The following is a 26,271-nucleotide window of genomic DNA, read 5'->3' as shown; positions in this document are numbered from 1 at the left end:
CAAAAGGCAATGCAATGGTCTATCGTCAATATTAATTATCACCCTGCATCATCCGGTTAATGGCCGACACGGCAATATTTTGGTTTGTAATGGCCTGTACCTGCTGTTGCCTGTAGCTGAGCAACGATTGTCGCTGCCGTAGGATCTCGTCTATACCTGTGCCTGACACCGCGTAGTTGGTCGTGAGCAATCGCATGGCTTGCTCCGTCAGCTGGATCTGGTCTTTCAGCAGGTTGATCCGGCTCACAGCGCTTTGATACTGGTACAGCAGGTTTTCCAACTCCGTGAACAGCTCCCGCTCCGTTGCTTCCTTCTGATAAGTGGCCGCCTGCTGCGAGAATTCCGCTTCTTTCCTGGCCGCATTGTATTTTTTACGGTAGATCGGCAGCGTTACGCTCACCATCGGCATGATCATGTTCTCCCCCGCCATTTCGCCCATCATCACATCTGTGCGCGGCTGGAAGATCATGTAGTTCAGTCCTACCCCGAACATCGGCCGGCCCATCAGCTGGGCCATGCGCAATTGCGACGCTCGGGCCTTCTCGTCCCACTCATACATTTTGAGCATCGGGTGGTTGCTGCGGATAGAATCTTCGATCAGCGACAAAGTAGCCGGCAACGGCGCAGGCAGCAGCGTGTCAGCTGACAGCACCGTCATGCTCGGGCGGCGGCGCAGCAATTGGTTGAACTGCACCTGCAGCGGGCGACGAGCCTCGTGGTGGATTTTCACCTGATTTTCGAGCTCTTTCAGCTGCAAACGGATCAGCATCACGTCTACCATGGAGGAACCGCCGGAGCTACCCATTGTAGACATACCGCCCATACCTGCCGAACCTCCGCCGCTGCTCGCCACACTACCTCCGGAACTACCAGAAGTGCCCATACCTCCCATACCGGACATGCTGCCGCCACTGCTTGTGGCGGCCGAGCTGCCTGTGGTGCTACGAGGTGGTGTGGCGGTGCCCGAAGTGCCGCCTGCCGGGGCCGAGGTATACCTGGCCAGCGCCATCCGCTCCAGCGCTTTCATGATCTCCAGTTCACGGTCCATCAGCACAGACACCTGGTCGTTTTCGTAGAGCTGGTACCAAACGGTGCGCACATCGTGGTACAGGTTGATCTTCGCCTCGATGAAAGAAGCAAACTTCATCTGCGCCATGTAGTTCGCCTCGTCTCTGGCCGCCTTGTTGGTGCCAAACCAAGGGAACATCTGCATCACGGACACACCCCCCACCTCCTTGCCCATGTAGCGCTCCATCGGCTGCAGGAAGAACTCGAAAGAAGCCTCCGGATCAGGCAGGGCGCCCACCTGTGGCGCACGCTGCAGGGCGGCCTGGTACTCGGCGTAACGGGCTTTCAGCGTCGGGCTGTTTTCGCCTGCTTCTACCAGGTACTCCTCCAGTGTTTGTGCCTGCGCCAGGGGCATGGCCCCCAGCAGCAAGCCTATAAAAGCCAGTATCTTTTTCATACGGTATCTTTTTTGATTTTAAGTTCTTCGCGCCAGCTGTACAGCACCGGCACAATCAGCAGGGTGATCAGGGCCACGAACATTCCCCCGAAGGAAGGGATCGCCATCGGGATCATGATGTCGGAGCCGCGCCCCGAAGAGGTGAGCACCGGTAAGAGCGCCAGCAAGGTAGTGGCCGTGGTCATCAGGCAGGGTAGCACACGGCGCTTTCCTGCCTCCATCACAGCCGCCCGCACTTCATCGCGCGTCTGCGGGGTGTTGCGCTCAAAGCTTTGCTTCAGGTAGGTGCCCATCACCACACCATCGTCGGTGGCGATGCCAAACAGGGCGATAAAGCCTACCCACACCGCCACGCTCAGGTTAAAGGTGCGCATCTGGAAGAGCTCCCGCATATTGGTCTCGCCAAACGAGAAGTTCATGAACCAATCCTGCCCGTAAAGCCAGAGCATCATAAAGCCCCCCGCAAAGGCCATGGCGATTGCCGTGAAGATGAAGAGCGAGGTGCTCACCGAACGGAACTGGAAATACAGGATGAGGAAAATAACCAACAAGCTGAGCGGCACAATAAAGGCCAGCCTTTCTTCGGCACGCACCTGGTTTTCGTAATTGCCGGAGAATTTGTAGCTCACGCCTGTCGGCACCACCAGCTCACCGCTGTCGATCTTCTGCTGCAGGTAGCGCAGGGCGTCCTCCACCACCGTCACTTCGGCAAAACCCTCTTGTTTATCGAGCAGCACGTAGCCGGTCAGGAAAGAGTCTTCAGATCGTATCATCATCGGTCCCGGACGGAACTCGACTTTGGCGATGGCCGCGAGCGGGATCTGTCCTCCCTGCGGATTGGCGATCATGATGCGGCTCACCGACTCGGGGTCGTTGCGGTACTCGCGGGCGTAGCGCGCCCGGATGGAATAGCGCTCGCGACCTTCCACGGTTGTGGTCAAGGCCATGCCGCCCATCGCCACTTCGATGTACTCCTGCACGTCGGCCACATTCAGTCCGTAGCGGCCCAGGGCGCGGCGGTCGAGGTCGATTTCCATGTAGGGCTTGCCCAGTGAGCGGTCTGCAAACACAGCCTCCGGCTTCACAGACGGCACCTCTTTGAGCAGGCGCTCCAGCTGCATGCTGAACTCCTCGATGGTCTGCAGGTCGGGTCCGTATACCTTCACGCCCATGGGTGCGCGCATACCTGTCTGCAGCATCACCAATCGGGTTTCGATCGGCTGCAGTTTGGGAGCAGAAGTCACGCCCGGCAATTCGGCCACCGTCACAATTTCGTTCCAGATGTCGTCCGGCGTGCGGATGTGGTCGCGCCACTGCCGGAAGTATTCGCCGCTGTCGTCTTCGATCAGGTCGCCCTTCGCGTCGCGCACAAAATTACCTTCGTCGTCTACCTTGAATCGGACCTTATACCCGTTGGCATCTGTGATGTACTCGGACTTGTATTGGATCACGTTCTCGTACATCGACATTGGGGCAGGGTCCAGCGCCGTTTCAGCACGACCGGCTTTGCCCACCACCATCTCCACTTCAGGTATAGCCGTGATGAGCATGTCGAGCTGTTGCAGGTAGCGCTTGTTGGCCTCTACGCCAGTGTGTGGCATGGAGGTCGGCATCAACAGGAAGGCTCCCTCGTCGAGCGAAGGCATAAATTCTTTGCCCATGCCCGGGAAGGTATGCACCAGGCTGCTCCACGGAGCCGAAGTGCGCACGTTCACCCCTAGCTTGTCGAAGCCGGTCGCCACCCAGCCGAACACGCCATTAAAGCCGATCCAGATGTTGAGCCCCAGTAGCATGATGAAAGCCGGGATCAGCAGGAAAGTGCCTTTGTTGGCCAGGCACCAGCCCAGCACGCGCGGGTATACCCTGATGAAGAACAAGAATAGCCCCAGTGACAGACCGATGACCAGCAGGATGAAGATGAAGTTAACAAAATAGCTCACCGACACGCCCAACGGCACCCACTCCGTCGCCAGCAGCCAGGACATGGCCAAGGCTACAATGCCGACCAGTAGCTGACTGTGGTATCTGCCGAAACGCTCCGGCTGGTAGATTTTGAGCAGATTGTTGGCGGCTACCAGCAGCAGCGTTATACCTGCCAGCGGCAGAATGAACAGGCCTGCTATACCTATACCTACGAGTGCCCAGTTCATCATCTTGCTCCAGGCCACGTTGCGCGATTTCAGTCCGAAGATTACGTGCGCAAAGGCCGGCATGAACACCAGCGTAAAGACAAGAGAAGCCACCAGCGCAAAGGTCTTGGTATAGGCCAGGGGACCAAAGAGTTTGCCCTCCGCAGCCTCCAGCGTGAACACCGGCAGGAACGAGACCACCGTGGTGGAAACAGCTGTTATGATAGCGGTGGCGACCTCCGTGGTGGCGTTGTACACGATCGTGAGCAGCGGGGTCCCTGGCGGAGCCTCTTCCCGGTGCCGCAGGATGTTCTCGTTGAGGATGATGCCCAGGTCGACCATGGTACCGATGGCAATGGCTATACCTGACAGGGCCACAATGTTGGCGTCCACGTCGAAGTACTTCATCATGATGAAGGTCATCAACACGGCCAGCGGCAGGAGCGCCGAGATCATCATCGAAGCCCGCAAGTTGTACACCATCACGATGATCACAATAACGGTGATCAGAATCTGCAGAATGATGGCGGAGTTGAGCGTTCCGAGGGTTTCGTTGATCAGGTGGGTGCGGTCGTAGAAAGGCACAACGGTCACTTTGGAAGTGCGCCCATCAGCCAGTTTTTTGGAGGGCAGACCCGCTGAAATCTCATCCAGCTTCGCTTTCACATTGTTGATCACGGCCAGCGGGTTGTCGCCATACCTGGCAATCACCACGCCGCCCACAGCCTCGGCACCGCTCTTGTCGAGCAGGCCCAGCATGGAGCGGTCAGCCGGTCCGATGTTCACCCGCCCGATGTCGCGGATGCGGATCGGTACGTTGTTGGCCACCCGCACTGTCGCGTTCTCAATGTCACCGATCTCCTTCACGTAGCCCAGTCCGCGCACCAGGTACTCGATCTGGTTGATCTCCACGGTACTGGCGCCCACCTCCTGGTTGCTGTTTTTGAGGGCGTTCATCACCTCCATCATGGAGACGTTGTTGGCCTTCATCGCCACCGGGTCGAGGTCTACCTGGTACTCTTTGATATAGCCACCCGCGGAGGCCACTTCGGCCACCCCCTGCGCTCCGGACAAGGCATACTTCACATAAAAGTCCTGGATGCTGCGCAGTTCATGCAGGTCCCAGCCACCGGCAGGATTGCCATCCTCGTCACGCCCCTCCAAGGTATACCAGTATACCTGCCCGAGCGCGGTGGCGTCCGGTCCGAGCTTCGGTGTGGTTTCGGCTGGCAGCAGGTCGGCTGGCAGGGAGTTTAGTTTTTCGAGGATGCGGGAGCGGCTCCAGTAGTACTCCACATCATCTTCGAAAATAACATAGATGCTCGAAAAGCCGAACATGGACGTGGAGCGGATGGTCTTCACCCCGGGCATACCCAAAAGGGAGGTTGTGAGCGGATAGGTGATCTGGTCTTCCACGTCCTGCGGCGAGCGACCCATCCACTCAGTAAAGATAATTTGCTGGTTTTCGCCGATGTCAGGTATGGCATCGACCGGAACCGGATCGCGGGGCAGGAAGGTCACGTTCCAGTTGAAAGGCGCCACGATTATGCCCCAGCCTACAATAAGGAGCAGCAGCAGGACAGTAACCAGCTTCTGTTCAAGAAAGAATTTGATAATGCTGTTTAACATGCTTTGTTCGATTGAATGCAAATGAAAATGGCCTTTCCCGGTTGGGGAAAACCAAAAGCTATACCTGACCAGCGTGGCCGGGCATCATCGAAAAAGCGGGTTTATAGCAGGAAGGATTGCACCAGAACGGGGATGTCCAACGCCAGGTAGGGCGGTGCGTAGTCCGGCACATGGGTATAGGCCGGTTCATAAAGTTGGAAAAAGGCTGACCACACCGCCGTGAAGGCAGCGATAAAGGTCATATCCGGAACGGACAGTTTAAAGGTCGGGCTGACTTGCTGCTCGTCTTCCACTTCCAGTACCAGCGTCTGGTTCTGGCAGCAGTCGTCGTCCATCACCGGTTTGTGGCAGTCTGGCAGGGACTCGCGCTGCTTCTCCATTTCGCAGTTGGCGCTATGCGAGAAGAACGCCGTGGCCATCACCTCCCCTGCGCACAAATGCTGTGTGATCGTCATCCCCACAGAGGAGAAAACAACCAGCAAGGCCAGTGTCAGGGTCAGTATGGTGCGAATTAGCTTCAATATCAAAGTGTCTCTTCAGACGAAAGTACTGTTTTTTTGCAAATATAGCCAGTAAAAGCCGAAGTGGCTTACAGATTTTGTACGAAAGCTTATGAAAAACGACGAAAGACCGCCGATTGGCGCCATACCGCATCTTACTCGCGACATGATTCCTCTTCAGCACAACTAAATATTCGTGCAAAGACGTATAGCACTATAGTAAGATATTCACGACCCAAACCAAATGGCAACGATAGATCAGGAAGAACAAGGGCGCGTGCGTGAGAGCACGGCCGACAGTATAAACGAGCGGATAGACAGCTCTATCCGACACAGCATAAGCCGCTACAAAGGGCGCAGCTACGCCGAAATTTCAGAGCGTATCCGGGAGCTCGACCAGGAGTGGAGCATCGAACGTACCTTGGAGGTAAATGCCTCTACCCTTGCGCTTTCCGGCACTTTGCTGGGCGCTTTTGTAAACAGGCGCTGGTTCATTCTACCCGGTATCGTGTCTGCCTTTCTGCTGCAGCACGGGCTGCAGGGTTGGTGCCCTCCCCTGCCCATCATGCGGTCGCTCGGCATCCGCAGCCGACGGGAGATTGACGAGGAACGCTACGCCCTCAAGGCCCTGCGCGGCGATTTTGATGCCATATCCACTAAAAGCTCTCCAACAGAAGTTCTGAACACGGTGCGAACTACCTAGGTATAAATTTGAAAAAAGTGACATTTATCATCTTCTGACAGGCCAAAAACATGGATATTTGTCTTTTTCCATGTTATGCGACAAAATACGGTTTCCAAACCTGTCATTATCTGGCTCATCAGCGGCATTGTGCTGGTGGTGGCCATGGTCATCATCGGGGGCATCACTCGCCTGACCGGCTCCGGCCTTTCCATCACGGAGTGGAACCTCATCTCAGGCACACTGCCCCCGCTCTCGGAGGCCGAGTGGCTCGTGATGTTCGACAAGTACAAGCAGTTTCCGGAGTACCAGAAACTCAACTTCAGCATGGACCTGGCGGGCTTCAAGCAGATTTTCATGTGGGAGTACCTGCACCGCCTGCTGGGCCGCCTGATTGGTGTTGTTTTCATTGTTCCTTTCCTTTACTTCCTTTACCGCAAAGCACTGGCTCCCTGGCTCGTAAAACGTCTCATCCTGATCCTGTTACTAGGTATGGCGCAGGGCGTGATGGGCTGGGTGATGGTGATGAGCGGACTAAGTGAAAACCCGCATGTGAGTCACTACCGGTTGGCCGCGCACCTGTGTATGGCCCTGCTGCTGGTGGGCACGATCCTCTGGACGGTGGCCGATTTGGTGGCACCTGTACAAAGCAGTTCCAAAGGCAGGCGACCAGCCTATACCTTGTCGTGGTGGGTGCTGAGCGCTGTGCTGGTGCAGATTGTGCTGGGAGCTTTTGTGGCGGGACTTAAGTCCGGCTTCTCTTACAATACCTGGCCGCTGATGCAGGGTACGCTCCTTCCAGACGTGTTCCAGGGTATTTCCATAGCTGAATTTTTTGAGAATGGCGTGGCTATGCAGTTCTTGCACCGCTGGTTTGCTTTTGTGGCGCTAGGCGGCATCATATTGCTGTGGTACAGGGTACGACAGCAGTTTTGGGTAGGTAATGCCCGACAGATGACTAACTTACTACTGCTCACAGGTATAGCACAAGTATTGTTGGGCATCTTCACGCTGGTACTTCGTGTGCCGATCAGCCTGGGCGTGCTGCACCAGCTGGTGGCTGTTCTGCTGTTCTCCATGGCCGTGCTCACCGTTCACCAATTGCGCCAAATAGCGCTTGTTAAAGCAGACCGCACAATTTCCTCCCCTCGCCAACTCGTTTAGCTTATACAACCATGTCTTCTACCTGCATGCCCACCACCAACTCCCGGCAAGCGCCTTATCCTGAAAATGAAAGCAAGCGTGTCTTTGACCTATTGTCTTTTGACTTAGACTACAATGCCTTAGACCAGGAGTTTGCAGAACTCACCAGCCTGGCTGCCCGGGTAACCGGCACAGAAATCTCGCTGGTGAACCTGATCGACCTTTACACACAGTGGACGGTTGCCGGACATGGCATGGCGGTTATGCAGACGCCCCGCGAAAATACGGTTTGCCAGTACACGATTCTGGAAGAGGATCATTTTGAGGTACAGAACCTGCAGGAAGATGAACGCTTCAGAGAACTGCCCGGCATCGAAGACGGTCCCATGCTGCGCTATTACTTTGGCGTACCGCTGCGTACCCCGGACGGTCACAACATAGGCGCACTTTGTGTAGTGGACAAAGAAGAGGTAAAACTTTCTACTGACGAAAAAGACCTGCTTAAGTCCCTGGCCAATGAAATCGTAAAACGGCTGCTGCTCCTGAAGGAGGTGCATACCTTGCGCAGCGAGCTGGCGGAGGCCAGAGCGGTGAATCGGCGGGTAGCCCATGATGTGCGCGGTCCGATTGGCGGAATAACGGGGCTGGCGAAAAGGCTGATCCAAAAGGAAGGCAAAAGTAGTCCGGAAGAGGTGCTAAAGATATGCCTGATGATTCATAAAAGCGGTACTTCGCTGCTGACACTGGCTGATGAGATTCTCCAGCCCACACAAATGCAGGCAGCTCAACCCGAGATCGAGAATGAAACCACACTTTCGAAATTCAAAGACGCGCTGGAGCAACTCTTCCAGCCGCAGGCCTCCGAAAAGGCCATCGGCTTTGCGGTGCACATCAATGAAGAGCTCGGCAACATCATTTTCAGCAAAAACAGGCTGATGCAGATTACCGTGAACCTGGTTTCCAACGCCCTTAAGTTCACGCCTCCACTGGGCGAGGTTACTGTTAGCCTGGACCTGACCATGTCTCAGAACAACCGGGTACTGAAAATTCAGGTGCAGGACACAGGTATAGGCCTTAGCCAGGAGCAGGTCGATGCGATCGTGAAGGGAAAGGCGCCGAGCACCGTTGGTACGCAGGGCGAGCATGGCTTCGGCATGGGCTTACAACTCGTGCGCCAACTCCTCGAGAGCCTGCGCGGTACCATGCAGGTACAAAGCACCCCGGGCCTCGGGACTTCCTTTGAGCTCCTTATCCCGATTGGCCTGGTATCGCACGCGGGCTAGATCCTACCAGAACGAAGGTCTGCTACTGCCTGTGCGGACTGTCGGAAGCTGACGGAAGGTATAGGCCAGCCCGATTTCGTTGGTGGAGCGGCTGATGGAGCGGGCCTCTTTGATGGGGCTTTCGTAGGCGTAGGTAATACGGAACTGGCGGTAATGCAGACCGGCTGCCACATGAAAGGCCTGGTCGTTACGATAACCGGCACCTAGCCACAACAGTTCGTCATACACCACTTTCGCCTGCCCTTCTACAGTGCCTTTCAGCTGCTCATCGTACTGGTAAAGGCCGTTGACAATTAGCCCAAAGGGCTCTGCCAGCGAGGCCCGGAAACCAGCCTGCAAAAGGTGCTTGCGGGTGTACACATCTTTCATGAAATTATCGCCCCCTTTCAAAAAGTGCCCTCTGGTGATGTCCTGCATCGCGTAGCCGAGGTAATAATTGGCAGATGCCAGGGCAAAACCGAGGTTCAGGTCGAACTTGCTCATGCTGTTCTGGTTGTTGAGCACGTGTTGGAAGCGCGGGTCGCCGGTGTTATCCACCACCAGGCTGTTGCCATCGAGGCGGAAGTTGTTGAAGGTAAGCGAGGTGCCGAACCGCAGGCTGAGCGACTGCGAGAGTCGCACGCCGGTACCATAATTCAGGCCAAGCTGCGTTTCTCTGGTCGGGCCGAAGCGCTCCTGCAGGGCAATCAGGCCAAAGGCGTGTTGCGCACCCATATAATTACTGCGCGAATCCCGGAACTGGTAGTGGCTGGTTTTATCTGTTGTCTTGTTCAGGTCCGCCAGATCCAGTTCACCGGAGAAAAACAGTGTTTTGGGAGCATCTTCAAAGCCCGTCCACTGGTTGCGGTAATAGGTCCGGACCATGGAGCCTTCATTGCCGGTAAGCGCCGGGTTGTAGTAGTGCTGAAAGGCCGAGAAATTGCTGATATACTTGCGGTTCTGCGCCTGCAGTCCCGAAATGGTCAAAAAAAGTATCGCTGCTAAAAATATTCTGTTCATTACGCTTACTTAAGTACCGTTAATACACCCTTCTGCACCAGGTTAATGTCCTTCACCTCGATGATGTAGAAATAAGACCCCTCCTTGACTTGCCCGTCCTGACTGCGGCCGTCCCAGCCCTGCTCCGGGTTGGTGGTGTGGAAGAGCCTCCTGCCTGCCCGGTCGAACACCTGAATGCTGACTTCGTCATAATACCGGAGTTCGGGCACGGTCCAGGTATCGTTCACACCATCGCCGTCCGGCGAGAAGGCGTTCACCAGTTTTATCGGGTTGGCCGGTTGGTATACCTCCTTGTTCAGGGTGAATGTCTGCTCAAAACTGTTCTGGTAAGGATCAGTGGTGCGCACCCGGATCTGGAAGTTGCGGATGCCCGACAAACCGTTCGTAGCTTTCAGGTAAAGCTTGTCGTCCCGGAGCTCAAAATAGCCGTTGTGTTGGGCGCCCTGTCCGTTCACCAAGGTATAGGTATGGGTGTCATCATCCGGATCGGTGGTGCTGAAAGTCAGCAAGGGATCCACCGGAGGGGCATCCGGTTTAAACGAATTCTGGCTGATGGCGACGGCTGTCGGTGGTTGGTTCGGCTCCACGGTCACGGCGATGTTAGCCTTGCGGTTGTCCTGGTTGGTGGTGTTCGGCTTCAGCACCAGGTCTCCTCTCAAGGTATAGGTGCCGGGCTCCAGTCCATTGTAGTTGCCCTGTTGCCACTTTATCTCCAGGTCTTCTTCCTCGCCGTTGGTATAGCGCACCTTCACCTGCGAGGGCAATGGCAGGTCCTCGAAGCTGGTCCGGAACTTGACGCTGATCGCATCCAGGCTGCTCACCGCTGCAATGTTCTTGGTCAACTTCACCACCTGCGCCGTGGCATCAGCCCCGCGGTTGCCGGCGGCGTCCACCTGGTAAAAACGGAGGGTGAGCGTGCCATCGTTCAAACCGCTCAAATAGAGATTATCGATAGTAAAGGAGGTGGCTGTTGTGCTGGCTGTGCCCGATACTTCGGTGCCACCTTTGTCGCTGCTGATGGTGTAGAAGTAAGTGGCTCCCTGCTCCGCTCCTTTCACGCTGAAGGCAACCTGGTTTTGGTTGTTATGGTCCACTTTGTCGGTGCCGAAAGCCACGGCGTAGCCGGATGGGGCGGTAGCGTCGTAGCGGATGCTCAGTGCACTGGAGGCGGCATTAGGGTTGCCCGCCGCATCCTGCGCTATACCTGCTGCCAGTCGCACGGTCACCTCGCCATCGGCTGCGGGTCTGATCAGGGCGCTATACTTGTTGTCGTCTGTTTTCTTAAACTCGCTGGCTGCACCGTTCGCTACCGTGATGTCGGCCAAAGCAAACCCTTCCACTGCTTCGCTAAACTGAAAGCTTACTGTAAAAGGCTTGTTGGTCAGTTCCGGTGCATCTGTGCTCAGCACCACGGTAGGCGCCGTAGCATCGTATTGGCGCTTGAGCATGTTGGAGGCGGTGTTCCCGTTTCCGGCCTGGTCTTCGACTTTGCCAGCAGCCAACAGCAGGCTTACCTCGCCGTCTTTTTCAGGCGTCAGTACCAAGGTATAGGTGGTGTTGCCCGTTTTCTGCAGGTTGCTCAGCTTGCCGTTGGTGGTACTAAAAGAGGTCAAGGCAAGTCCGGTGACAGGCTCACTGAACGTAACCGTGACAGGTATAGCGGCATTCGTCAGTTCGGCCGCCGTAGTAGCCAGTGTGACGGTTGGCGGGGCCACGTCATAGAGGCGCTTCAGTTCTGCAGAAGCCTCGTTGCCATTGCCAGCCTCGTCCTTCACTTTGTTCTCCGCCAGACTCACCACTACTTCGCCATCCGTTGTCGGACTGATGGTAGCGGTATAGACGGTCGCGCTCTCAGACTGTAGATTCCCTGCCGTTCCGTTCTGCACGCTGATCGAAGCAGCTGTGAAGCCGATGATCGGTTCATCAAACGTAAACTTCACTGAAAACGGCGCTTTCACGAGCTGCGGGGCATCCGAGCTCAGCGTCACTTTCGGGCGCTTCAGGTCATAGGTAATCTCCAGTTTGTCAGAAGCCGTGTTGGCATTGCCGGCCAGGTCAGTCGCTTTGGACGCAGCCAGACTAATGGCAACCGTACCCTGCCCATTGGCAGGTGGCGTGATGGTGGCCGTGTAGGTAGATTTGTTTACTTCCTTCAGATCACCCAATGTAGCGCCCGTCACGGTAATGTCCCCCGCAGCCAGGCCGTATACCTCTTCTGTGAATTTAAGCTGTACCGGGAAGGCTGCGGTAACCGGCGCTTTGGCATCGGTGCTCAGGGCTACATCCGGACGGGTCAGGTCGATGGTAACTTCAAAAGTGCTGCTGACCTTGCTCACATTGCCTGCTATGTCGGTTGCGGTAGCGGTGAAACGGTAAACGCCCGCCGGCAAGGCTGTGCCTTCGTAATTGAAAGTCCAGTCGCCGTTGTCGTTGGTGTTCACTTTGCCCAGCACGCCGCGTTCGGCTTCGCTCACCGTTACCTCTACCCCATTCTGTGCCTTTCCAGATAAGCGGATGGTGTTATCCGAAGTCACACGGTCGTTGTTGACAGGGCCACGGTCTTCGGTCACCGCTGTGAAAACGGGTGGCGTTGGCGGTTCGGTGACGATGGTCCAGGTATGGGTGGCTGGTGTGGCATCTTTTCGGCCGGCGGCATCCACTGCCCGCACCGACAAGGTATAGCGTCCGTCAGCCAGGTTGCTCAAGGTATAGGGCGTACTCACCACCGCGTATTCCGCACCGTTCAGACTTACTTCAAAGTAAACGGGGCTTTTATTGCTTGTAAAGGCGAAGGCGGGCGATTTCTCTTTTGATATCTCGGTCGGCTTTTGCGTGATGGTGGTTTCCGGGGCACCGGTGCCAACGGTAGAGGGCTTGAGCAAAGGCTCCAAAGCCTTGAACCACTGGTTTGCCATTTTCTGATAGCCCGACACTGATGGATGCAGGCTGTCGTCGAAGTCGCCTCCCTCACTGGCCATGCGGTAAACGAGGCCGGCCGCTTTCTCCATGTCCACCACGATCAGGCGGTCGCTTTTGGTACGGATGCGGTTTTCGGCCATGGCGGCCAGCTTCACGTTGAATCGGGAAGTAAACTCAACTGCCGCCGGATCATTCGGCTGAAGTACCCGGTTGATGATAAGTCCCAACACAACGGTCACTTCCTTGTTGGCTCTGGCTTCATAAGCGTCCACTTCGTCGAGTATGGCGGCCATTTCGGCAATGGCCTGGTCATCGTCCGTCACGCCCCACTGCCCGCCGTTGGTGCCCAGGTGCAGCAGCACCACATCCGGGTTAAATTTGTCCAGGTAGGTGCCCGAGCCACGCGATACCAATTCATTGCCCTGGTTGCGGTAACTGCTGGTTTTAAGCAGGCTTGCTATATCACCTGTGCGTGATCCTGAAAAGCCTGCGTTCTGATCGTTTGCCAGAAAAGCACTGCCCGACCGCTCACTGCCCACATAGGTGAAACGGGCACGGGCCCCAGTGAGCAGGTCATAAAGCTGTTTGCGGTACGCGATGCGTTGCTCGTCCGGGCGCATGTCGCTGAATCGGGTGCCGTGGGTGTTGGAGTCGCCGAGCGGCATGATGTTAAATGTTTTGGTCTGCGCGTATGTAGTGGCGCTCACCGTCGTGCTCCAGGGAGAGTCGCCGGAGCTTGTCACGGCTTTCACGCGGTAGAAATAGCTTTCGCCGTAGCCCAGTCCGGTATCGCGGTAGGTATAGGTTGTTTTGCCGCTGACGGGAGCAACCGTGGCGTGCGCCTCAAAGCCTCTGTCGGCCAGCAGCGAACGCTCAATAATGTATTGGCTGGCGCCAGTTACGGCATTCCACTGCACCGTGATGGCTCCCACTAGTGAGGGCTGCGCTTTGACTGCGGCTGGTGCGGTGGCGAAAAAAGCAAAGGAAAAAGAGGCAGCTGTACTTTTGATTCCGGCAAATGCAGCTACTATAAAGAGCACTAAAAAAAACGCACGTCTGGTTTGTTCTCTGTAGGCGAAAGAGTAGAATTTATTCATACAAACTAAATGAATCAAATGAAAACACCTTGCTAAGGCAATGTTACGGAGGTTCAGAGGGCTAAACGAAAAATGCCGCTATGGGTTGAGTAGTTGGACCAGAATATATAGTGCTATCACCTTATTGGGTGGTGAGAACAAACTAGAATTTGTACAAAGCATCCTCTTCACATACGAATTTTAGGCAGCATAGGGGACTTTTGTATGAAGATGCTGGATGAAAAACATATCTTGTCGGGGAATGGAAAACAAGAAGGTACATTTGGTGCTGGGAAGCGGCGGCGCGCGTGGATTGGCGCACATTGGCGTGATCGAAGTGCTGGAGGAAAAGGGCTTCGCGATCGTGAGCGTGGCCGGCTGCTCGATGGGCGCTGTGGTGGGCGGGCTGTACGCCGCCGGCTATTACCAAGCCTACAAAGAGTGGATGCTCACCATGACCCGAAGCACTGTCTTCAACCTGCTTGACTTCACCTTTACCCGGCAAGGTTTCATCAAGGGCGAAAAGGTGTTCAATGTACTGCGGGAAGTAACAGGTGCGCAGGAAATACAACACCTCAAAATCCCTTTCACGGCTGTGGCCACCGATATGCTCCGTAACCACGAGGTCCACTATACCTCCGGCGACCTGTACAAAGCCCTGCGCGCCTCTATTGCCATACCGGGCTTGTTTACACCCGTGCTCGAGAACGGACAGTTTCTGGTAGACGGCGGGGTGCTCAATCCCCTCCCCCTTAACCTGGTGCAGAAAAAGGAACATGAATTGGTCGTAGCAGTCAACCTCAACGGCCCGGCAACCGGAGAAAAGCCGATTCTGAAGGTGAACGAGCGCCCGGAGGCTGTGTCGGCCCTTTGGAAATGGCTGCACCTGACAGGCCAGGACAAGGAGAACGCTACCGGAGATTTTTCGCCGCTCTCAGATTATTCCCTCAGAGAACTGCTGTTACTGTCCTACCAAATGACCCAGGACCGCCTGACCAGCCTTATGCAGCAGGTATACCCACCCGACGTGTTGGTCGAAATACCGGTGGACTCGTGCTCTATTTTTGAATTCCATAGAGCGGAAAGCCAGATCGAACTGGGACGCGAACTCTGCCACAAGGCTTTGGTTGCCTATACCTGTCCATCTTCAGGCTGTTAGCAGTTCGTCAACTTAGTAATACACGATCCACACCCCCACCTCTTTCCTATTTTCAAAAGGAGCGATCAGCCAACTCCTGTTTTCCGGCAAAGCTCTTTTCGATATCAGGACCGCTTGCTGCTGGAGCAAAGCCTGAATTTTGACAGAATCCTGTTTGTCCTGAATGCGCAACAGGTGGTTGCGCCAGTCTTCATCTCGCTCAAACTGTGTTTCGCGAATCAGGCTGTGGTGCTGGTCGCTGATGGAGACAATGTCCTTGTTCAGCTCAAAGGCCAGCGAGGGAAGCAGGCGGTCGTATACGACAATGGTCCTGTTCTGTAAACCCTTTTCCCTGATCAGGTTGGCCATTTCTTCGCTGGATTTGATTTGTTCGGGGTTAGCTCCCAGCAGGTGCGTGGAATAAGGTAACAGAAGCAGCGTGAAAGCAAGCGCGGCGGCCGTTATTTTCCCTACTCCAATTTCCGCAAAACGCCAGATCAGGTATAACACCACAAGCATGAGCACTGCCAGCCCTACCAGTGGCAACGGCACGTATAAGCCGGTGGGCAGCCAGCGCAGCAACAGCAGTCCGATCCCAAGCAAACCCAGGTATAGGAAAGTGAAAAGTGAGACAATACGGAGTTCTTTGGGAGACAACTGGTGCAACAGCCAGGAAACGAGCAAGGCTATACCTGCCAGCATGGGCAGTACATACAGGATAAGCTTAGAACTGGAGAAAGAAAAAAACAGCAGCGGCACGAGCAGCCACAGAAAAAACAAGCGTTTATGATTCGTCGAAAGCAGGCGGAGTTTACGCAGGTATAGCAAAAGGATAGCTGACCAGGGTAGACTCAGGAGCGGAATATACGCGATGTAAAACCACCAGGGCTCGGAACGGCTGAAGGTTTCGGGGCTGGTATAGCGCTTCACGATGTGATTCAGGAAAAAGTAGTCGACAAACTGCCGGTCCTGCCACATCAGGAAAACGTACCAGGAAGCGCTCAACAACAAAAACAGCAGGAAGGCAATGAAGTGATGCGAAACACTGGCCTTGCCTGTTGCGTGCGCCACCCTATACCCTATCGCGACAAGCACCGGAAAGATCAGCCCCACCGGGCCTTTGGTGAGAAATGCCAGCGCCAGGGCCAGGTAAAACAGGTATAGCCAGCCCACTTTTTTTTCAGGCTTATACCTGAGCCAGGCCCAAATGGCCAGCAGCTCGAAGGTAGTCAAAAAGGAGTCGGTGGTCAGGTTACGGGCAGCGATGAGCACGGCCGGAAAGGTGACGTAAATAACAAAGGCAGTTATGGCAATCTTGCGCGATTGAAATACTTCCATTGCGATCAGGTAGACCAGTAGGGCCTGCGCCAGCAAAGAGAGCTGCAGAAAAAAACGCACCCCAAATTCATTCACCCCGAAGAGGCCCATTCCTGCTGCCGAGATAAGGTAGGTGACAGGCGGTTTATGGAAGTGCTGGATGCCGAGCAGACGCGGGTATAGCCAGTCGCCGCTCACCAGCATTTCGCGGCTAATCTCGGCATAGCGGGCTTCGCTGGACTCTATGACGCCCCAACCGCCAAGGTTGTAGAGCAAAGCCAACAACAGCACAAGAAGCAACACGGCCACCAGGGTATGGTCCTGCATACCTGCCAAGGTTCGCTTCATAGCCGGTCAGGAAATGGTACGTTGACTGGCCGACTGCTTCTGCAACCCCAGGTATAAGTTTCGACTGTAGGCCACTACGCCCACCACCTGCCCAAGCAGCAAGACCGGATCAAGGCGTAGCACGGCATAGGTCACAATCATAAGGCTTCCCACCAAGCTGATCACCCAAAAACCATTCGGCAGGATCGACTCCTGAGCCAGTTCGGAGTAATACCACTGGTACACAAAACGAAGCGTGAAAATAACCTGCCCCGCCCCACCCCAGGCTATAAGCAAACCCGACGCATTGTTGTGCTTCCAGATATAGGCTAGGCTGTACGCATCCCCGAAAAGCAGCCAGGCAAACGTGGCGATCGGGAACAGCAACGCCGACCAGCGCACCCAGGCTGGCAAGTCCCGCCAAACCCCTTTAAACTGCAGGTTGCGCAAATAGATCAGGTATGAGACCACCTGCCCGCCGATGATCACCAGGTCCTGCCGGAACATGCCGTAGAGCATCAGCAGAAAAGAGGCCAGCAGGCTGAAGGTCCAGAAAGAGGTGGGCGACAGCACCCGGCCCGCCCGCTCCGACTTGATCCATTGCACCAGAATGCGCGCAGAAAACAGCGCCTGCGCCATCAGCCCCAGACTCAGTATGCCTAGTTCAGACCTGCTCATGTTGTGCGGCTGTCTTGTTCACGGATTGTTCGGCAATGGTATAGCGGATGTAGCGTTTGCGCATCCACCGGAAGGCAAAGGTGTCGTTCAGCGGTCCCCAGATGCGGTTGAACAAATGGTATTTGGAAGTGCCCGCGTAGCGCTCAAAATGCTGTACCGGCACTTGCTTTACTCTGCCACCTTGCAGCTGGATGAGGGCAGGCAAAAAGCGGTGCATCCCGTCAAAAAATGGCACCCGCTTCGCATAGGCCGCATCCACAATTTTGAGCGGGCAACCCGTATCGACAATGCCGTCGTCAATCATCCTTCGCCTGAACCCGTTGGCAATGCGGGAGGAGATTTTCTTCACAAAGGTATCCTTGCGTTTCATCCGGATGCCGCACACCATCTCGTGCTCCGGTAGGTGCTCGAAAAACAGCAGAAAATCGAGCGGTGAGGTTTGCAGGTCAGCGTCGATGTAGCCAATGTAGGTGCTTTGGCAATGGTCAATACCTGCCTTGATGGCCGTGCTCAACCCTTTGTTTTGGCTCAGCGAAATGTAGCCGTAACCCTGGCGGCGGGCACATATTTCACGCATCATGTGCAGGCTGTTGTCTGTCGAGCCATCGTTGATGAACAGCACCTGCGCCGGGATTGGAGACTGCGGGAGAAAAGCATCCAGGGCCTCGCTCAGCCGCACCAGGCATTCTGCTTCGTTGTAAACCGGTACCAGTATTGTGAGGGAGGGTTTTACGGGCGCCTCACGGTAGAATTCATTTACCATACCTTTATCATTTTTATGCAGCTTTTTCAATGGGCAATGCAGTGTAGTAGGCCTCGAACCAGTACAGGAACTTGCCTATACCTACCTCCAGCGTAGTGCGGGGCCTGTAGCCGGTAGCCGTCACCAACGACTCCACATCGGCATAGGTCACGGGCACATCCCCGGGTTGCATGGGCAGCAGATCGATGTTGGCTTTTTTACGCAGACCGCGCTCCAGCAAAGCCACCATCTCGAGCAGCTGCACGGGCTGGTTGTTGCCGATGTTGTACAGGCGAAAAGGTGCTTCTGTAGCACGTTTCTTCTTGGTGATTTTTGGCGCACGTGTCAGCAGTTTCATCACGGCGGCCACCACATCGTCTATGTAAGTGAAATCGCGCCACATGTTACCCTGGTTGTAAAGCCGGATGGTGTGCCCCTCGGCAATGCATCGGGCAAACTGGTAACAGGCCATATCGGGTCTGCCCCACGGCCCATACACCGTGAAAAAACGCATGCCGGTGGTCGGGATGCCGTACAAATGGGCATAGCTGTGAGCCATCACTTCATTCGCCTTTTTGGTGGCGGCATAAAACGAAATCGGGTGGTCTGTTCTGTGGTGCGTGGCGAAAGGAATTTCCACATTCTGGCCATACACCGAGCTGGAAGAGGCAAACAGAAAATGCTTGACAGGATGCTGCCGGCACGCTTCCAGCATATTGGAAAAGCCTACCAAATTACTCTCCACATAAGCCATCGGGTTCTCCAGGCTATAGAGCACACCGGCCTGCGCCGCGAGGTGCACCACCAAGTCGAACTGCTGTTCTTGAAAGAGCTTCTCCAACGCAACCTTATCTGTCAGATCGAGCAGCACGAATTGGCACGAAGGGGTTTTGGCACTGCTGATGCAAGTTCCGTATTCGATCAGCGACTTGTCGAATCCCTGCTCATTCAGTCGGTTATACTTCAGAATCGGGTCGTAATAATCGTTGATGATGTCGAGCCCCACCACCTCGGATTGCGCTTCCTGCAAGGCCATGACCACATGGTGACCGATGAAACCTGCACTTCCTGTTACCAAGACTTTTTGCTTCTTCTTCATAGTCGTCTAGAGCCGAACTTAGATGCCCTCCTCAAAAAACTATACTTGAAACATTAAATACGTAAGCAGATAAAATACAACAATCAAACACAAAAATATCTTTAAATGTTTTTCTTTTAAAAACTATAGACCACTACTAATTGAAGGTAAAATTTCTGGTTTTGATTAACTTGAACAGGGTTTAAGGTATAGGCTTAGGAAAGGTCGCATACCCAGCAAATTTTGAAAGCTTTTATTTTGGGAAGCATGAGGTTGCGGATCAAGTTGCTTTCTTCCGATAAAGGAAAGAAATACATCGTCAGGTATAAGCCCGGTCCGAAATATCCTGGCTAATTGTATTACTTCTGTTGGGATACCTTGTGGCAAGATTCGGGGCAGAATTTCACCAAAGCGCATAAGCCTGCTCCGTCTGATTACGGTCTGTGGCGTAGTTTTTTTGATGTAACCTAATGCTGGAACTACATGTGGTTCTCCAAATCAAAAGAAGCTGTTCTATATGAACTGGAAGTAGACCCCTCCCGGGGACTTACAGAAGCCGAAGCGCAAGCCCGCTTGAAAAAGTATGGACCCAACAAGCTGAAGGCGAGAAAGAAAAAGAGCGTCTTTCAGCTGTTTCTGGCGCAACTGCAGGACTGGCTCATTTATGTGCTGTTCGCAGCGGTCGTTATTACGCTCATCATGGGCGAGTACATCGACGCCATCATCATCATAGCCGTCATTGTGCTGAACGCAGTATTGGGTGTGGTACAGGAAGTGCGGGCGGGCAATGCCATTGAGGCGCTGCAGAAAATGGCCTCGCCCAAGGCCCTCGTTCGCCGCGATGGGGTTGTGCAGGAAGTGGACTCCGAAACTGTCGTGCCCGGCGACATCCTGGTACTGGACGCGGGCAGGTATGTGGCTGCAGATTTGCGCCTGCTTGAGTCTGCTCATCTGCAAATAGAGGAATCGGCCCTGACCGGCGAGTCCGTCCCCACTCCTAAAGACGCTTCCATTACCTTAAAAGTACCCAACACGCCCCTCGGCGACCGCGACAATGCAGCCTTTATGTCCACGCTGGTCACGGCAGGAAGGGGCCTTGGGGTAACCGTGGGCACGGGCATGCACACCGAGGTGGGCAAAATAGCCCGCATCATCAATACCGAGGAGCAGATCAAAACCCCACTTGAAATCAGGCTGAACAGACTCGGCAAGTCGCTTGGCAAATTTGCCATCGGCATCTGCGTGCTGATCTTCGGGGTGGCCTTGCTGCAGGGCAGAGACCTGGCGGAGATGTTTCTTATATCGGTCTCGCTGGCGGTGGCCTCTATACCTGAAGGGCTGGCCGCCATCGTGGCTATTGTGCTTTCGATCGGCGTTACGAGCATGTCCAAACGCAATGCCATCATCCGGCGTCTGCCGGCCGTCGAAACGCTGGGCTCCGTCAACATCATCTGCTCCGACAAAACTGGCACCCTGACGCAGAACAAGATGACCGTGCTCAAATACTTCAACATGGAGGGGGAAGCGACGGTGAAGCCCGGAAAAGGAAACATCCCATCCGAAGATGCCCGCCTACTGGCCAAAGCCATGGTGCTCTGCTCCGACGCTACGTACGCCAACGGTGAAGGAACCGGCGACCCGACCGAAATCGCGCTGCTGATGCTGGGAGACGACCTGGGCTTAGACCGTGAGGCCTTGAACAGGGAAAGTAAACGCATAGACGAGTTTTCGTTTGACTCGAACCGCAAGCTGATGTCGACCCTGCACGAAGAAAACGGCAGGTATACCGTCTACACAAAAGGCGCCATCGACAACCTTCTAAAACTCGCCACCCATGTGCAGGAAAAAGGCCAGGTAGTGCCCATTTCCGAGCAGCACCGCCAGCAGGTGCAGGCGGCGACCGCTCGCATGTCAGAACAGGCGCTCCGCACGCTGGGCGTCGCCTATAAGCCGGTCGAAAAGGTAATTTGTGCCGAGGAAATGGAACGGGAGCTGATTCTGCTGGGGCTTGTCGGCATGATGGACCCGCCGCGAACCGAGGTGAAAGGATCGGTCAGAAAAGCAAAAGAAGCCGGTATCCGGACGATCATGATCACGGGCGACCACAAGATCACAGCCTACGCCATCGCACACCAGCTAGGTATAGCCGAATGCCTGGATCAGGCCATTACGGGACAGGAAATAGATGACTTAGGCGAGCATACCTTCAATGAAAAGGTGCGCAATTACCGCATTTTCGCCCGCGTTTCGCCGGAGCACAAGGTATGCATTGTGCGCGCCCTCAAGGCCCAGGGCAATGTGGTCTCGATGACGGGCGACGGCGTGAACGATGCCCCCTCGCTCCAGGCCGCAGACATTGGCGTGGCCATGGGCATTGCAGGTACGGACGTGGCCAAAGGCGCTTCGGACATGATCCTGACAGACGATAATTTTGCCACCATCGTTTCGGCCATCGAACAGGGGCGGAACATTTATAACAACATCCGCAAAGCCGTTCTCTTTTTGCTGACCTGTAACCTCGGCGAGGTGGTGACCATGTTCATTACGCTGATAATCGGTTGGGAGGCGCCCCTGATTGCGACGCAGCTGCTTTGGATCAACCTCCTCACCGACTCCATGCCGGCAGTTGCGCTGGGGATGGACCCCGGAGACCCTGACGTGATGCGGGAAAAGCCGCGTGACCCGAACGAAAGCTTCTTTGCCGGCATTGCGGGCTGGCGCGTGCTGGGTGGCGGTTTCCTGATAGGCCTACTGACGATCTTTGCCTTCTGGTTCGGTTACTACGAGCACGGCTACAGTCCATTCGACGATAACGTGCCTTTTGCCACACTGGAGAATGCCCGAACCCTGGCCTTTATGACACTGGTGGCCTGCCAGCTATTTTATGCCCTGGCCATGCGACATCCAACGAAATCCATCTTCCAGGTGGGTGTTTTCACGAATAAATACCTGATTGGCGCCATTGTGCTGGGTTTGGCGCTGCAACTGGTGGTGATTGCTATTCCGTTTATGCGGGAAGCCTTTAATCTGAAAATGCTGGATAAGAACGGCTGGTTTATGGTCTTGTTTTTAGGTTTGGTTCCGTTACTGGTCAATGAACTGGGTAAAATATACCTAAGGGTTTGGAGGAGGAAAATAGTGGATCAATAATCCTAACTGCGCTTGCTAGAAAACCAAAGTCGCGCTCAGGCCCCCTGACTGCGTGCCTAGCTGCGGATTGATCAAGAGCCGTTGTTTCCGAATTTTAAGTTTCTGATTTACCATATCGTATAGATAGATTGTTCCTTTGGCAGAAATATACCCTACCACTGCACCAGCCATTACATCTGTGGCCCAATGGGCATTATCATTTACGCGAGACAAGCCCACTAGTGTGGCAATACCATAGGCAATGGGTGGCACATACCTGTTCTCGTAGCCATATACAGTCGCCACAGAAGTTGCCACCGCAAATGCTGTTGCCGTATGAGCAGAAGGCAGCGAGGTATTGTCTGAAGTACTGATCGCCCAGTCAAAAATATGATTCTCAGTGGTGGCACTCGGCCTATGTCTGTGAATCTGGTTTTTCAGCATACTCGTCAAACCCGAACTGATCAGTATACTCCCCATGGAAACAAAGCCTGCCTTCTGAAGTTGGGAGTCTTTCAACAGTAAACCTCCTGCAAAAGCTACTCCAGCGACTGGCACCATGAAACCTTGGCGTCCGAGCGGTTGCACCACATCGGATATCTTGTCTGCAGCAGTGCTGCGATGACGTTGTGTATACTGCTGTAAAGGTTCATCTGCCAGCGCAAACGTAGCTGTCCAGATACCCGTGCCAGCTACCAATATTGCTGCGCCTTTGGCCAAAGGTGACAGCCCTGTCCTTTTTGGGGTTGCAAGTATATCAATGCCTTGAGGTACATGCTCAGTTTTGAGAAAGTCCTTATCAGCTAATGAATCTGGCTGAACCGGTAGATTTTGAGCCTCTACCCTTTGGTAGCCTAATAAAATCATTCCCAGCAGCAATAATCTAACGCGATTGCGAAAAACTGTATTTTTGGGATTCGCCATAACTTAGCCATTTCACCCTATTTTCTGGAAGGCAACGTGAAGTTCAGATCCGTGCTGATGATAAAAGCCTTCAGCCCATCGCTGCGCCAGTAATTGGCGCCCCGTAGCTCTATTCCTTTCAGGGATGTTTTGTTTTTGCCGAAGGGCAGGCCAAACTTCCCTATACCTGACAGTGGCGAATAGCGCAGCCCCAGACCTGCCTTATGACTGGTGAAGCCAGAGAGGTCGTAGTCGGAGGTATAAAACTCTTGGCTCAAACTGTGCGCTTTGTAGGGGGCAAAGTAGCTGGCAGCCGTTTGGGTATGGAAACGGTAAAACGGATAGAATGAAAAGAAAGGCCCGAACTTGATGGGTGTCTCCAGCTCAATGGTATTAGCCGTGATGCCCCAATTATCGCTGTAGAAACGGTAGAAAAATCGTGACGTCACAAAGTCGTTCACATAATAGTTCACCCGCAGCCCGATTGGGTACTTCAACCGCTGGTCTGGCAATTGCTCCACCTGTGCCTGCGCCTGTTCCTGAAAGTATACACGGTGAAATGGTGTGGACAACAAACCCGACTGGTACACGATATCAGCACTCAGCGAGGCCTGCATCTTCTGGTTGATTACCTGCGACAAGGTGGCCGACAGATTATAGGACTGCCGCTTGTTGGTGCTCACCAAACTCTTGCCATTACGAAGCTCTTCCGGGTAAATCAGCGTCCAGGTATCATAGTAAATCATGCCCATCAGGCTGAGTTCTCGGTTGCCGTCCCGCGACTCCTGCGCCCAGCCCGCGCCTACCGACACTGATTGATAATCGTACTCGGTAGAGCCGCCCACAAACAGGCTTCTGGTGGAGCGGGACAGGTAGTTTCGGCGGCTCAAGCCGATGTTCAGATGCGTGCGCATGTCCGAACTCGAGGCCGACGACACGTTATAGTCGATGTTGTCGGTAGAGGCCGAGGAGTAGAAGTCCATCCCGAAGCTGATGTTCAGGTTGGTGACCGTATCGAGCGGCACATTCACGATCACGGTCGGCGTCACGTCGGTGAGCTGCTCGGTGCCAATGCCCCCCGTCACAGGCGAGTGGGTGCCGTCCTGACTGTAGTAACTGCCCAGGATGTTCACCTCGGCTGGTTCGAGTCTTCGTACACGTCGTGCAGGGGCAGTCGTGCTGGTAGTTTGCGCAAAGGCCGAGGTGGCCATGGTACAGGCCACGAGCAAGCCGATATACCTTAGTTGCATCCGCACCCCCTCCTACTTTACCTCCGTTCGCACCTGAGGCACCTTCGCGGTAAGATTGAAAGTTCGTTTCGAAGCGCTCCAGTTTGCGGGCGCTCAGCTTCATCTCTTCCTCGTTCAGCAGGGTTTTCTGGTAAGGCTTCACCACCTCGCAGCTGCTCAGCAAAGACAGCAACAGCAGTGCAGGCGCCAATCGCAAAGTGATTTTCATGTTCTTCATCCCGATCACATTTTAGAGGTTTTGGCAGGTATAGCCGCCTTGGCCGGCTGCGGCTTGTTCTTGTAGTAGTGCAGGTGCAGGTTGTCGGAGGTCACCATTTCATCCTGGTCGGTGATCATCAGGCACTCCACGCCTTTTAGCTGGTTGATCAGGTAGAGCCCCTCCTCACGGCCCAGCACCATGGTGGCCGTGGCCAGGGCATCCGCCAGTTCGGCATCGGGACAAATGATGGTCACACTCTTCAGGCCTGTAACAGGATAGCCCGTGCGGGGGTCGATGATGTGGGCATAACGCTTGCCGTCAATTTCGGCGAACTTCTCGTAGCTGCCTGAGGTCACAATGGCGGTGTGGTCGGCAGTGAGCCAGGAGAACACCTTGTCTTTCTCGGCAGGGTCGGCAATGCCGATGTACCAAGGTTGCCCGTCAGCCTGTTTACCCCAGGTAATTAGGTCACCCGCGGCGTTCACCACACCGCTCTTGATGCCCATATTACGCATCACATCGCGGGCCTTGTTGGCGGCATAGCCTTTGCCGATTGCGCCGAAACCGATCTTCATACCCTGTTCCTGCAGGTATACACTGTGCGTTTCAGGTATAAGCTGGATTTTCTGGTAGCCGATGTGGCGGATGGAATTGGCCACCGCCTGGGAATCGGGCATCGTTTTCATGGATCCATCGAACTTCCATACTTTGTCTGCCGCCGCCCAGCTTATGTCGAAAGCGCCGCCCGTGAGTTCTGATATGCGCAGACTGCGGCGGATGAGCTCGTACAGCTCTTCGTCCACAGACACAGGCATGCCGCCTGCACTGCGGTTGATGGCGCTGGTTTGGGAAGTTGGTTGCCACTCGGAAATTAGCGCCTCTATTCGCTGGATTTCTAGTATACCTGCCTCAATGGCCTTGTCGGCCAGCTGCTCGTCCTCCGACACCGCCACCAACTCGAAGCGGGTACCCATCAGCAAGAGCACTTTTTTCTACGTTTTCAGCGCCTGTTGGGGAGTCTGGGCCACTGCCGCGCCCTGAATCAGGAGCATACTGGCCAGTAAGGTATACAGTAGTTTGTACATTGCTAGAGAACTTAATTACTTCTGCTGCAGGAGATGCTCCAGGTGGGCAATGTACTTCTCGGGGCCGCCCGCCTGGTAGCCCGTTTTGCCCAGTACCTTGCCCTGTTCATCGGTCAGGACAAGGAGGGGAAACAATCCCTCCTGGTTATATTTCTCAGCCAGTTGCTCGTTGTACTTCTTCTGGTCTACGGGGAGTTGGTTCTTTTTGAAGCGAGGAAAGTCAAGTTCCAGCAACACGAAATGGTCATTGGCATAGTTCTGAAACTCGGGTGAGTCCCATACCTCCTTGCGCAGCATGATGCAGGGCTTGCACCAGTCGGAGCCAGCAAACACCATCAGGATAGGTTTGTGCTCTGCCGCGGCTTGCTTAGCGGCTGCCTCGTAGCTGTGCTGCCAGGTGGTTTTGTGTTGAGAAGTTTGTGCATTGGCCGCAAAGCCAGCCAACAGAAAGGCCCAGAGTAGGACCGCTGAAAATAGATGCTTCATGATCACCAGATAATGTATCAGACAATAGTTTTATCCGCCCTTGCGGGAAGAATATCACTGCAAAAAAATCAGTGTGTAATTTTCTCTGTTCAAATGAAGTATCTGGTGCTGTGT

Annotated in this window: 18 protein-coding genes and 1 pseudogene; 5 read left to right on the top strand and 14 right to left on the bottom strand. The window is 54.6% G+C overall.

The window, feature by feature from the left end; translation table 11 throughout:
- Window positions 1–31: 31 nt before the first annotated feature.
- From B0B12_RS02710 to B0B12_RS02700, 3 genes are all read right to left on the bottom strand, one after another.
- A complete protein-coding gene (locus tag B0B12_RS02710) occupies window positions 32–1,465 on the bottom strand; it encodes a TolC family protein (RefSeq protein WP_076665951.1) in 1,434 nt (477 codons plus the stop codon).
- Window positions 1,462–5,223 carry an efflux RND transporter permease subunit gene (locus tag B0B12_RS02705; RefSeq protein WP_076665950.1) on the bottom strand — a complete coding sequence of 1,254 codons (3,762 nt, stop codon included), beginning with the start codon at window positions 5,221–5,223 and terminating at the stop codon, window positions 1,462–1,464. The genes B0B12_RS02710 and B0B12_RS02705 overlap by 4 nt, the downstream gene beginning before the upstream one ends.
- Before the next feature lie 101 nt (window positions 5,224–5,324).
- On the bottom strand, window positions 5,325–5,744 hold the full coding sequence (locus B0B12_RS02700) for an HYC_CC_PP family protein (protein WP_083704058.1): 420 nt from the start codon (window positions 5,742–5,744) through the stop codon (window positions 5,325–5,327).
- 223 nt (window positions 5,745–5,967) lie between these two features.
- Between B0B12_RS02700 and B0B12_RS02695 the strand changes: the two genes are divergently transcribed.
- The 3 genes from B0B12_RS02695 to B0B12_RS02685 all read left to right on the top strand — a co-directional run bounded on the left by B0B12_RS02695 (window position 5,968) and on the right by B0B12_RS02685 (window position 8,831).
- Window positions 5,968–6,426, top strand: coding sequence for a DUF2892 domain-containing protein (locus tag B0B12_RS02695; protein ID WP_076665949.1), 459 nt, complete (start codon window positions 5,968–5,970; stop codon window positions 6,424–6,426).
- A gap of 75 nt (window positions 6,427–6,501) precedes the next feature.
- Window positions 6,502–7,569 carry a COX15/CtaA family protein gene (locus tag B0B12_RS02690; RefSeq protein ID WP_076665948.1) on the top strand — a complete coding sequence of 356 codons (1,068 nt, stop codon included), beginning with the start codon at window positions 6,502–6,504 and terminating at the stop codon, window positions 7,567–7,569.
- An 11-nt stretch (window positions 7,570–7,580) separates the two neighbouring features.
- Entirely contained in the window at window positions 7,581–8,831 is a 1,251-nt protein-coding gene (locus tag B0B12_RS02685; protein ID WP_083704057.1) for a GAF domain-containing sensor histidine kinase, read from the top strand.
- Window positions 8,832–8,834: 3 nt separating this feature from the next.
- Here B0B12_RS02685 and B0B12_RS02680 read toward each other — a convergent pair whose 3' ends face one another.
- Both B0B12_RS02680 and B0B12_RS02675 read right to left on the bottom strand, forming a co-directional pair.
- Window positions 8,835–9,830 (bottom strand): PorP/SprF family type IX secretion system membrane protein, encoded by a 996-nt coding sequence (locus tag B0B12_RS02680; RefSeq protein WP_076665947.1) that lies wholly within the window; start codon window positions 9,828–9,830, stop codon window positions 8,835–8,837.
- Between the two features lie 5 nt (window positions 9,831–9,835).
- The gene (locus B0B12_RS02675; protein WP_076665946.1) at window positions 9,836–13,846 is read right to left on the bottom strand and encodes an Ig-like domain-containing protein; all 4,011 of its coding nucleotides are present in this window, start codon (window positions 13,844–13,846) and stop codon (window positions 9,836–9,838) included.
- Window positions 13,847–14,087: 241 nt separating this feature from the next.
- Here B0B12_RS02675 and B0B12_RS02670 point away from each other — a divergent pair, with 241 nt between their 5' ends.
- The gene (locus B0B12_RS02670) at window positions 14,088–14,984 is read left to right on the top strand and encodes a patatin-like phospholipase family protein (protein WP_076665945.1); all 897 of its coding nucleotides are present in this window, start codon (window positions 14,088–14,090) and stop codon (window positions 14,982–14,984) included.
- A 12-nt stretch (window positions 14,985–14,996) separates the two neighbouring features.
- Here B0B12_RS02670 and B0B12_RS02665 read toward each other — a convergent pair whose 3' ends face one another.
- Genes B0B12_RS02665 through B0B12_RS02650 form a run of 4 tightly spaced genes read right to left on the bottom strand, consistent with a single transcriptional unit; the run spans window position 14,997 to window position 19,126 of the window.
- Window positions 14,997–16,628, bottom strand: coding sequence for a phospholipid carrier-dependent glycosyltransferase (locus B0B12_RS02665; RefSeq protein ID WP_076665944.1), 1,632 nt, complete (start codon window positions 16,626–16,628; stop codon window positions 14,997–14,999).
- A 6-nt stretch (window positions 16,629–16,634) separates the two neighbouring features.
- Window positions 16,635–17,285, bottom strand: a complete 651-nt coding sequence (locus tag B0B12_RS02660; RefSeq protein ID WP_076665943.1) for a lipid-A-disaccharide synthase N-terminal domain-containing protein — start codon at window positions 17,283–17,285, stop codon at window positions 16,635–16,637.
- Window positions 17,272–18,048, bottom strand: coding sequence for a glycosyltransferase family 2 protein (locus B0B12_RS02655; RefSeq protein ID WP_076667614.1), 777 nt, complete (start codon window positions 18,046–18,048; stop codon window positions 17,272–17,274). Before B0B12_RS02655 ends, B0B12_RS02660 begins: the two co-directional genes overlap by 14 nt.
- Before the next feature lie 13 nt (window positions 18,049–18,061).
- Window positions 18,062–19,126 (bottom strand): NAD-dependent epimerase/dehydratase family protein, encoded by a 1,065-nt coding sequence (locus B0B12_RS02650; protein ID WP_076665942.1) that lies wholly within the window; start codon window positions 19,124–19,126, stop codon window positions 18,062–18,064.
- A gap of 462 nt (window positions 19,127–19,588) precedes the next feature.
- On the opposite strand from B0B12_RS02650, the gene B0B12_RS02645 reads away from it, so the two are divergent.
- Entirely contained in the window at window positions 19,589–22,255 is a 2,667-nt protein-coding gene (locus B0B12_RS02645; RefSeq protein WP_076665941.1) for a cation-translocating P-type ATPase, read from the top strand.
- Window positions 22,256–22,270: 15 nt separating this feature from the next.
- Here B0B12_RS02645 and B0B12_RS02640 read toward each other — a convergent pair whose 3' ends face one another.
- From B0B12_RS02640 to B0B12_RS02620, 5 genes and pseudogenes are all read right to left on the bottom strand, one after another.
- Window positions 22,271–23,158 carry a phosphatase PAP2 family protein gene (locus B0B12_RS02640; RefSeq protein WP_083704056.1) on the bottom strand — a complete coding sequence of 296 codons (888 nt, stop codon included), beginning with the start codon at window positions 23,156–23,158 and terminating at the stop codon, window positions 22,271–22,273.
- A 17-nt stretch (window positions 23,159–23,175) separates the two neighbouring features.
- Window positions 23,176–24,387 carry a DUF3570 domain-containing protein gene (locus tag B0B12_RS02635; RefSeq protein WP_076665939.1) on the bottom strand — a complete coding sequence of 404 codons (1,212 nt, stop codon included), beginning with the start codon at window positions 24,385–24,387 and terminating at the stop codon, window positions 23,176–23,178.
- Window positions 24,378–24,604 (bottom strand): annotated as a pseudogene (locus B0B12_RS02630) (DUF4266 domain-containing protein). Before B0B12_RS02630 ends, B0B12_RS02635 begins: the two are co-directional and overlap by 10 nt.
- A gap of 5 nt (window positions 24,605–24,609) precedes the next feature.
- Window positions 24,610–25,572 (bottom strand): FAD:protein FMN transferase, encoded by a 963-nt coding sequence (locus B0B12_RS02625; protein ID WP_342039358.1) that lies wholly within the window; start codon window positions 25,570–25,572, stop codon window positions 24,610–24,612.
- Window positions 25,573–25,686: 114 nt separating this feature from the next.
- Window positions 25,687–26,157 (bottom strand): thioredoxin family protein, encoded by a 471-nt coding sequence (locus B0B12_RS02620; protein WP_076665938.1) that lies wholly within the window; start codon window positions 26,155–26,157, stop codon window positions 25,687–25,689.
- Window positions 26,158–26,271 lie beyond the last annotated feature (114 nt).

Origin of the sequence: Pontibacter indicus (genome assembly GCF_900156345.1) — a bacterium.
GTDB lineage: Bacteria > Bacteroidota > Bacteroidia > Cytophagales > Hymenobacteraceae > Pontibacter > Pontibacter indicus.
The sequence above is the reverse complement of the archived record's forward strand: the minus strand, read 5'-3'. Positions and strand labels throughout refer to the sequence as shown.

Coding starts and splice junctions, on each gene's coding strand:
- B0B12_RS02695 (WP_076665949.1), top strand. CDS start 5,968: ATGGCAACGATAGATCAGGAAGAACAAGGGCGCGTGCGTGAGAGCACG.
- B0B12_RS02670 (WP_076665945.1), top strand. CDS start 14,088: ATGGAAAACAAGAAGGTACATTTGGTGCTGGGAAGCGGCGGCGCGCGT.
- B0B12_RS02620 (WP_076665938.1), bottom strand. CDS start 26,157: ATGAAGCATCTATTTTCAGCGGTCCTACTCTGGGCCTTTCTGTTGGCT.
- B0B12_RS02705 (WP_076665950.1), bottom strand. CDS start 5,223: ATGTTAAACAGCATTATCAAATTCTTTCTTGAACAGAAGCTGGTTACT.
- B0B12_RS02710 (WP_076665951.1), bottom strand. CDS start 1,465: ATGAAAAAGATACTGGCTTTTATAGGCTTGCTGCTGGGGGCCATGCCC.
- B0B12_RS02645 (WP_076665941.1), top strand. CDS start 19,589: ATGTGGTTCTCCAAATCAAAAGAAGCTGTTCTATATGAACTGGAAGTA.
- B0B12_RS02640 (WP_083704056.1), bottom strand. CDS start 23,158: ATGGCGAATCCCAAAAATACAGTTTTTCGCAATCGCGTTAGATTATTG.
- B0B12_RS02655 (WP_076667614.1), bottom strand. CDS start 18,048: ATGGTAAATGAATTCTACCGTGAGGCGCCCGTAAAACCCTCCCTCACA.
- B0B12_RS02635 (WP_076665939.1), bottom strand. CDS start 24,387: ATGCAACTAAGGTATATCGGCTTGCTCGTGGCCTGTACCATGGCCACC.
- B0B12_RS02660 (WP_076665943.1), bottom strand. CDS start 17,285: ATGAGCAGGTCTGAACTAGGCATACTGAGTCTGGGGCTGATGGCGCAG.
- B0B12_RS02685 (WP_083704057.1), top strand. CDS start 7,581: ATGTCTTCTACCTGCATGCCCACCACCAACTCCCGGCAAGCGCCTTAT.
- B0B12_RS02690 (WP_076665948.1), top strand. CDS start 6,502: ATGCGACAAAATACGGTTTCCAAACCTGTCATTATCTGGCTCATCAGC.
- B0B12_RS02650 (WP_076665942.1), bottom strand. CDS start 19,126: ATGAAGAAGAAGCAAAAAGTCTTGGTAACAGGAAGTGCAGGTTTCATC.
- B0B12_RS02665 (WP_076665944.1), bottom strand. CDS start 16,628: ATGAAGCGAACCTTGGCAGGTATGCAGGACCATACCCTGGTGGCCGTG.
- B0B12_RS02675 (WP_076665946.1), bottom strand. CDS start 13,846: ATGAATAAATTCTACTCTTTCGCCTACAGAGAACAAACCAGACGTGCG.
- B0B12_RS02680 (WP_076665947.1), bottom strand. CDS start 9,830: ATGAACAGAATATTTTTAGCAGCGATACTTTTTTTGACCATTTCGGGA.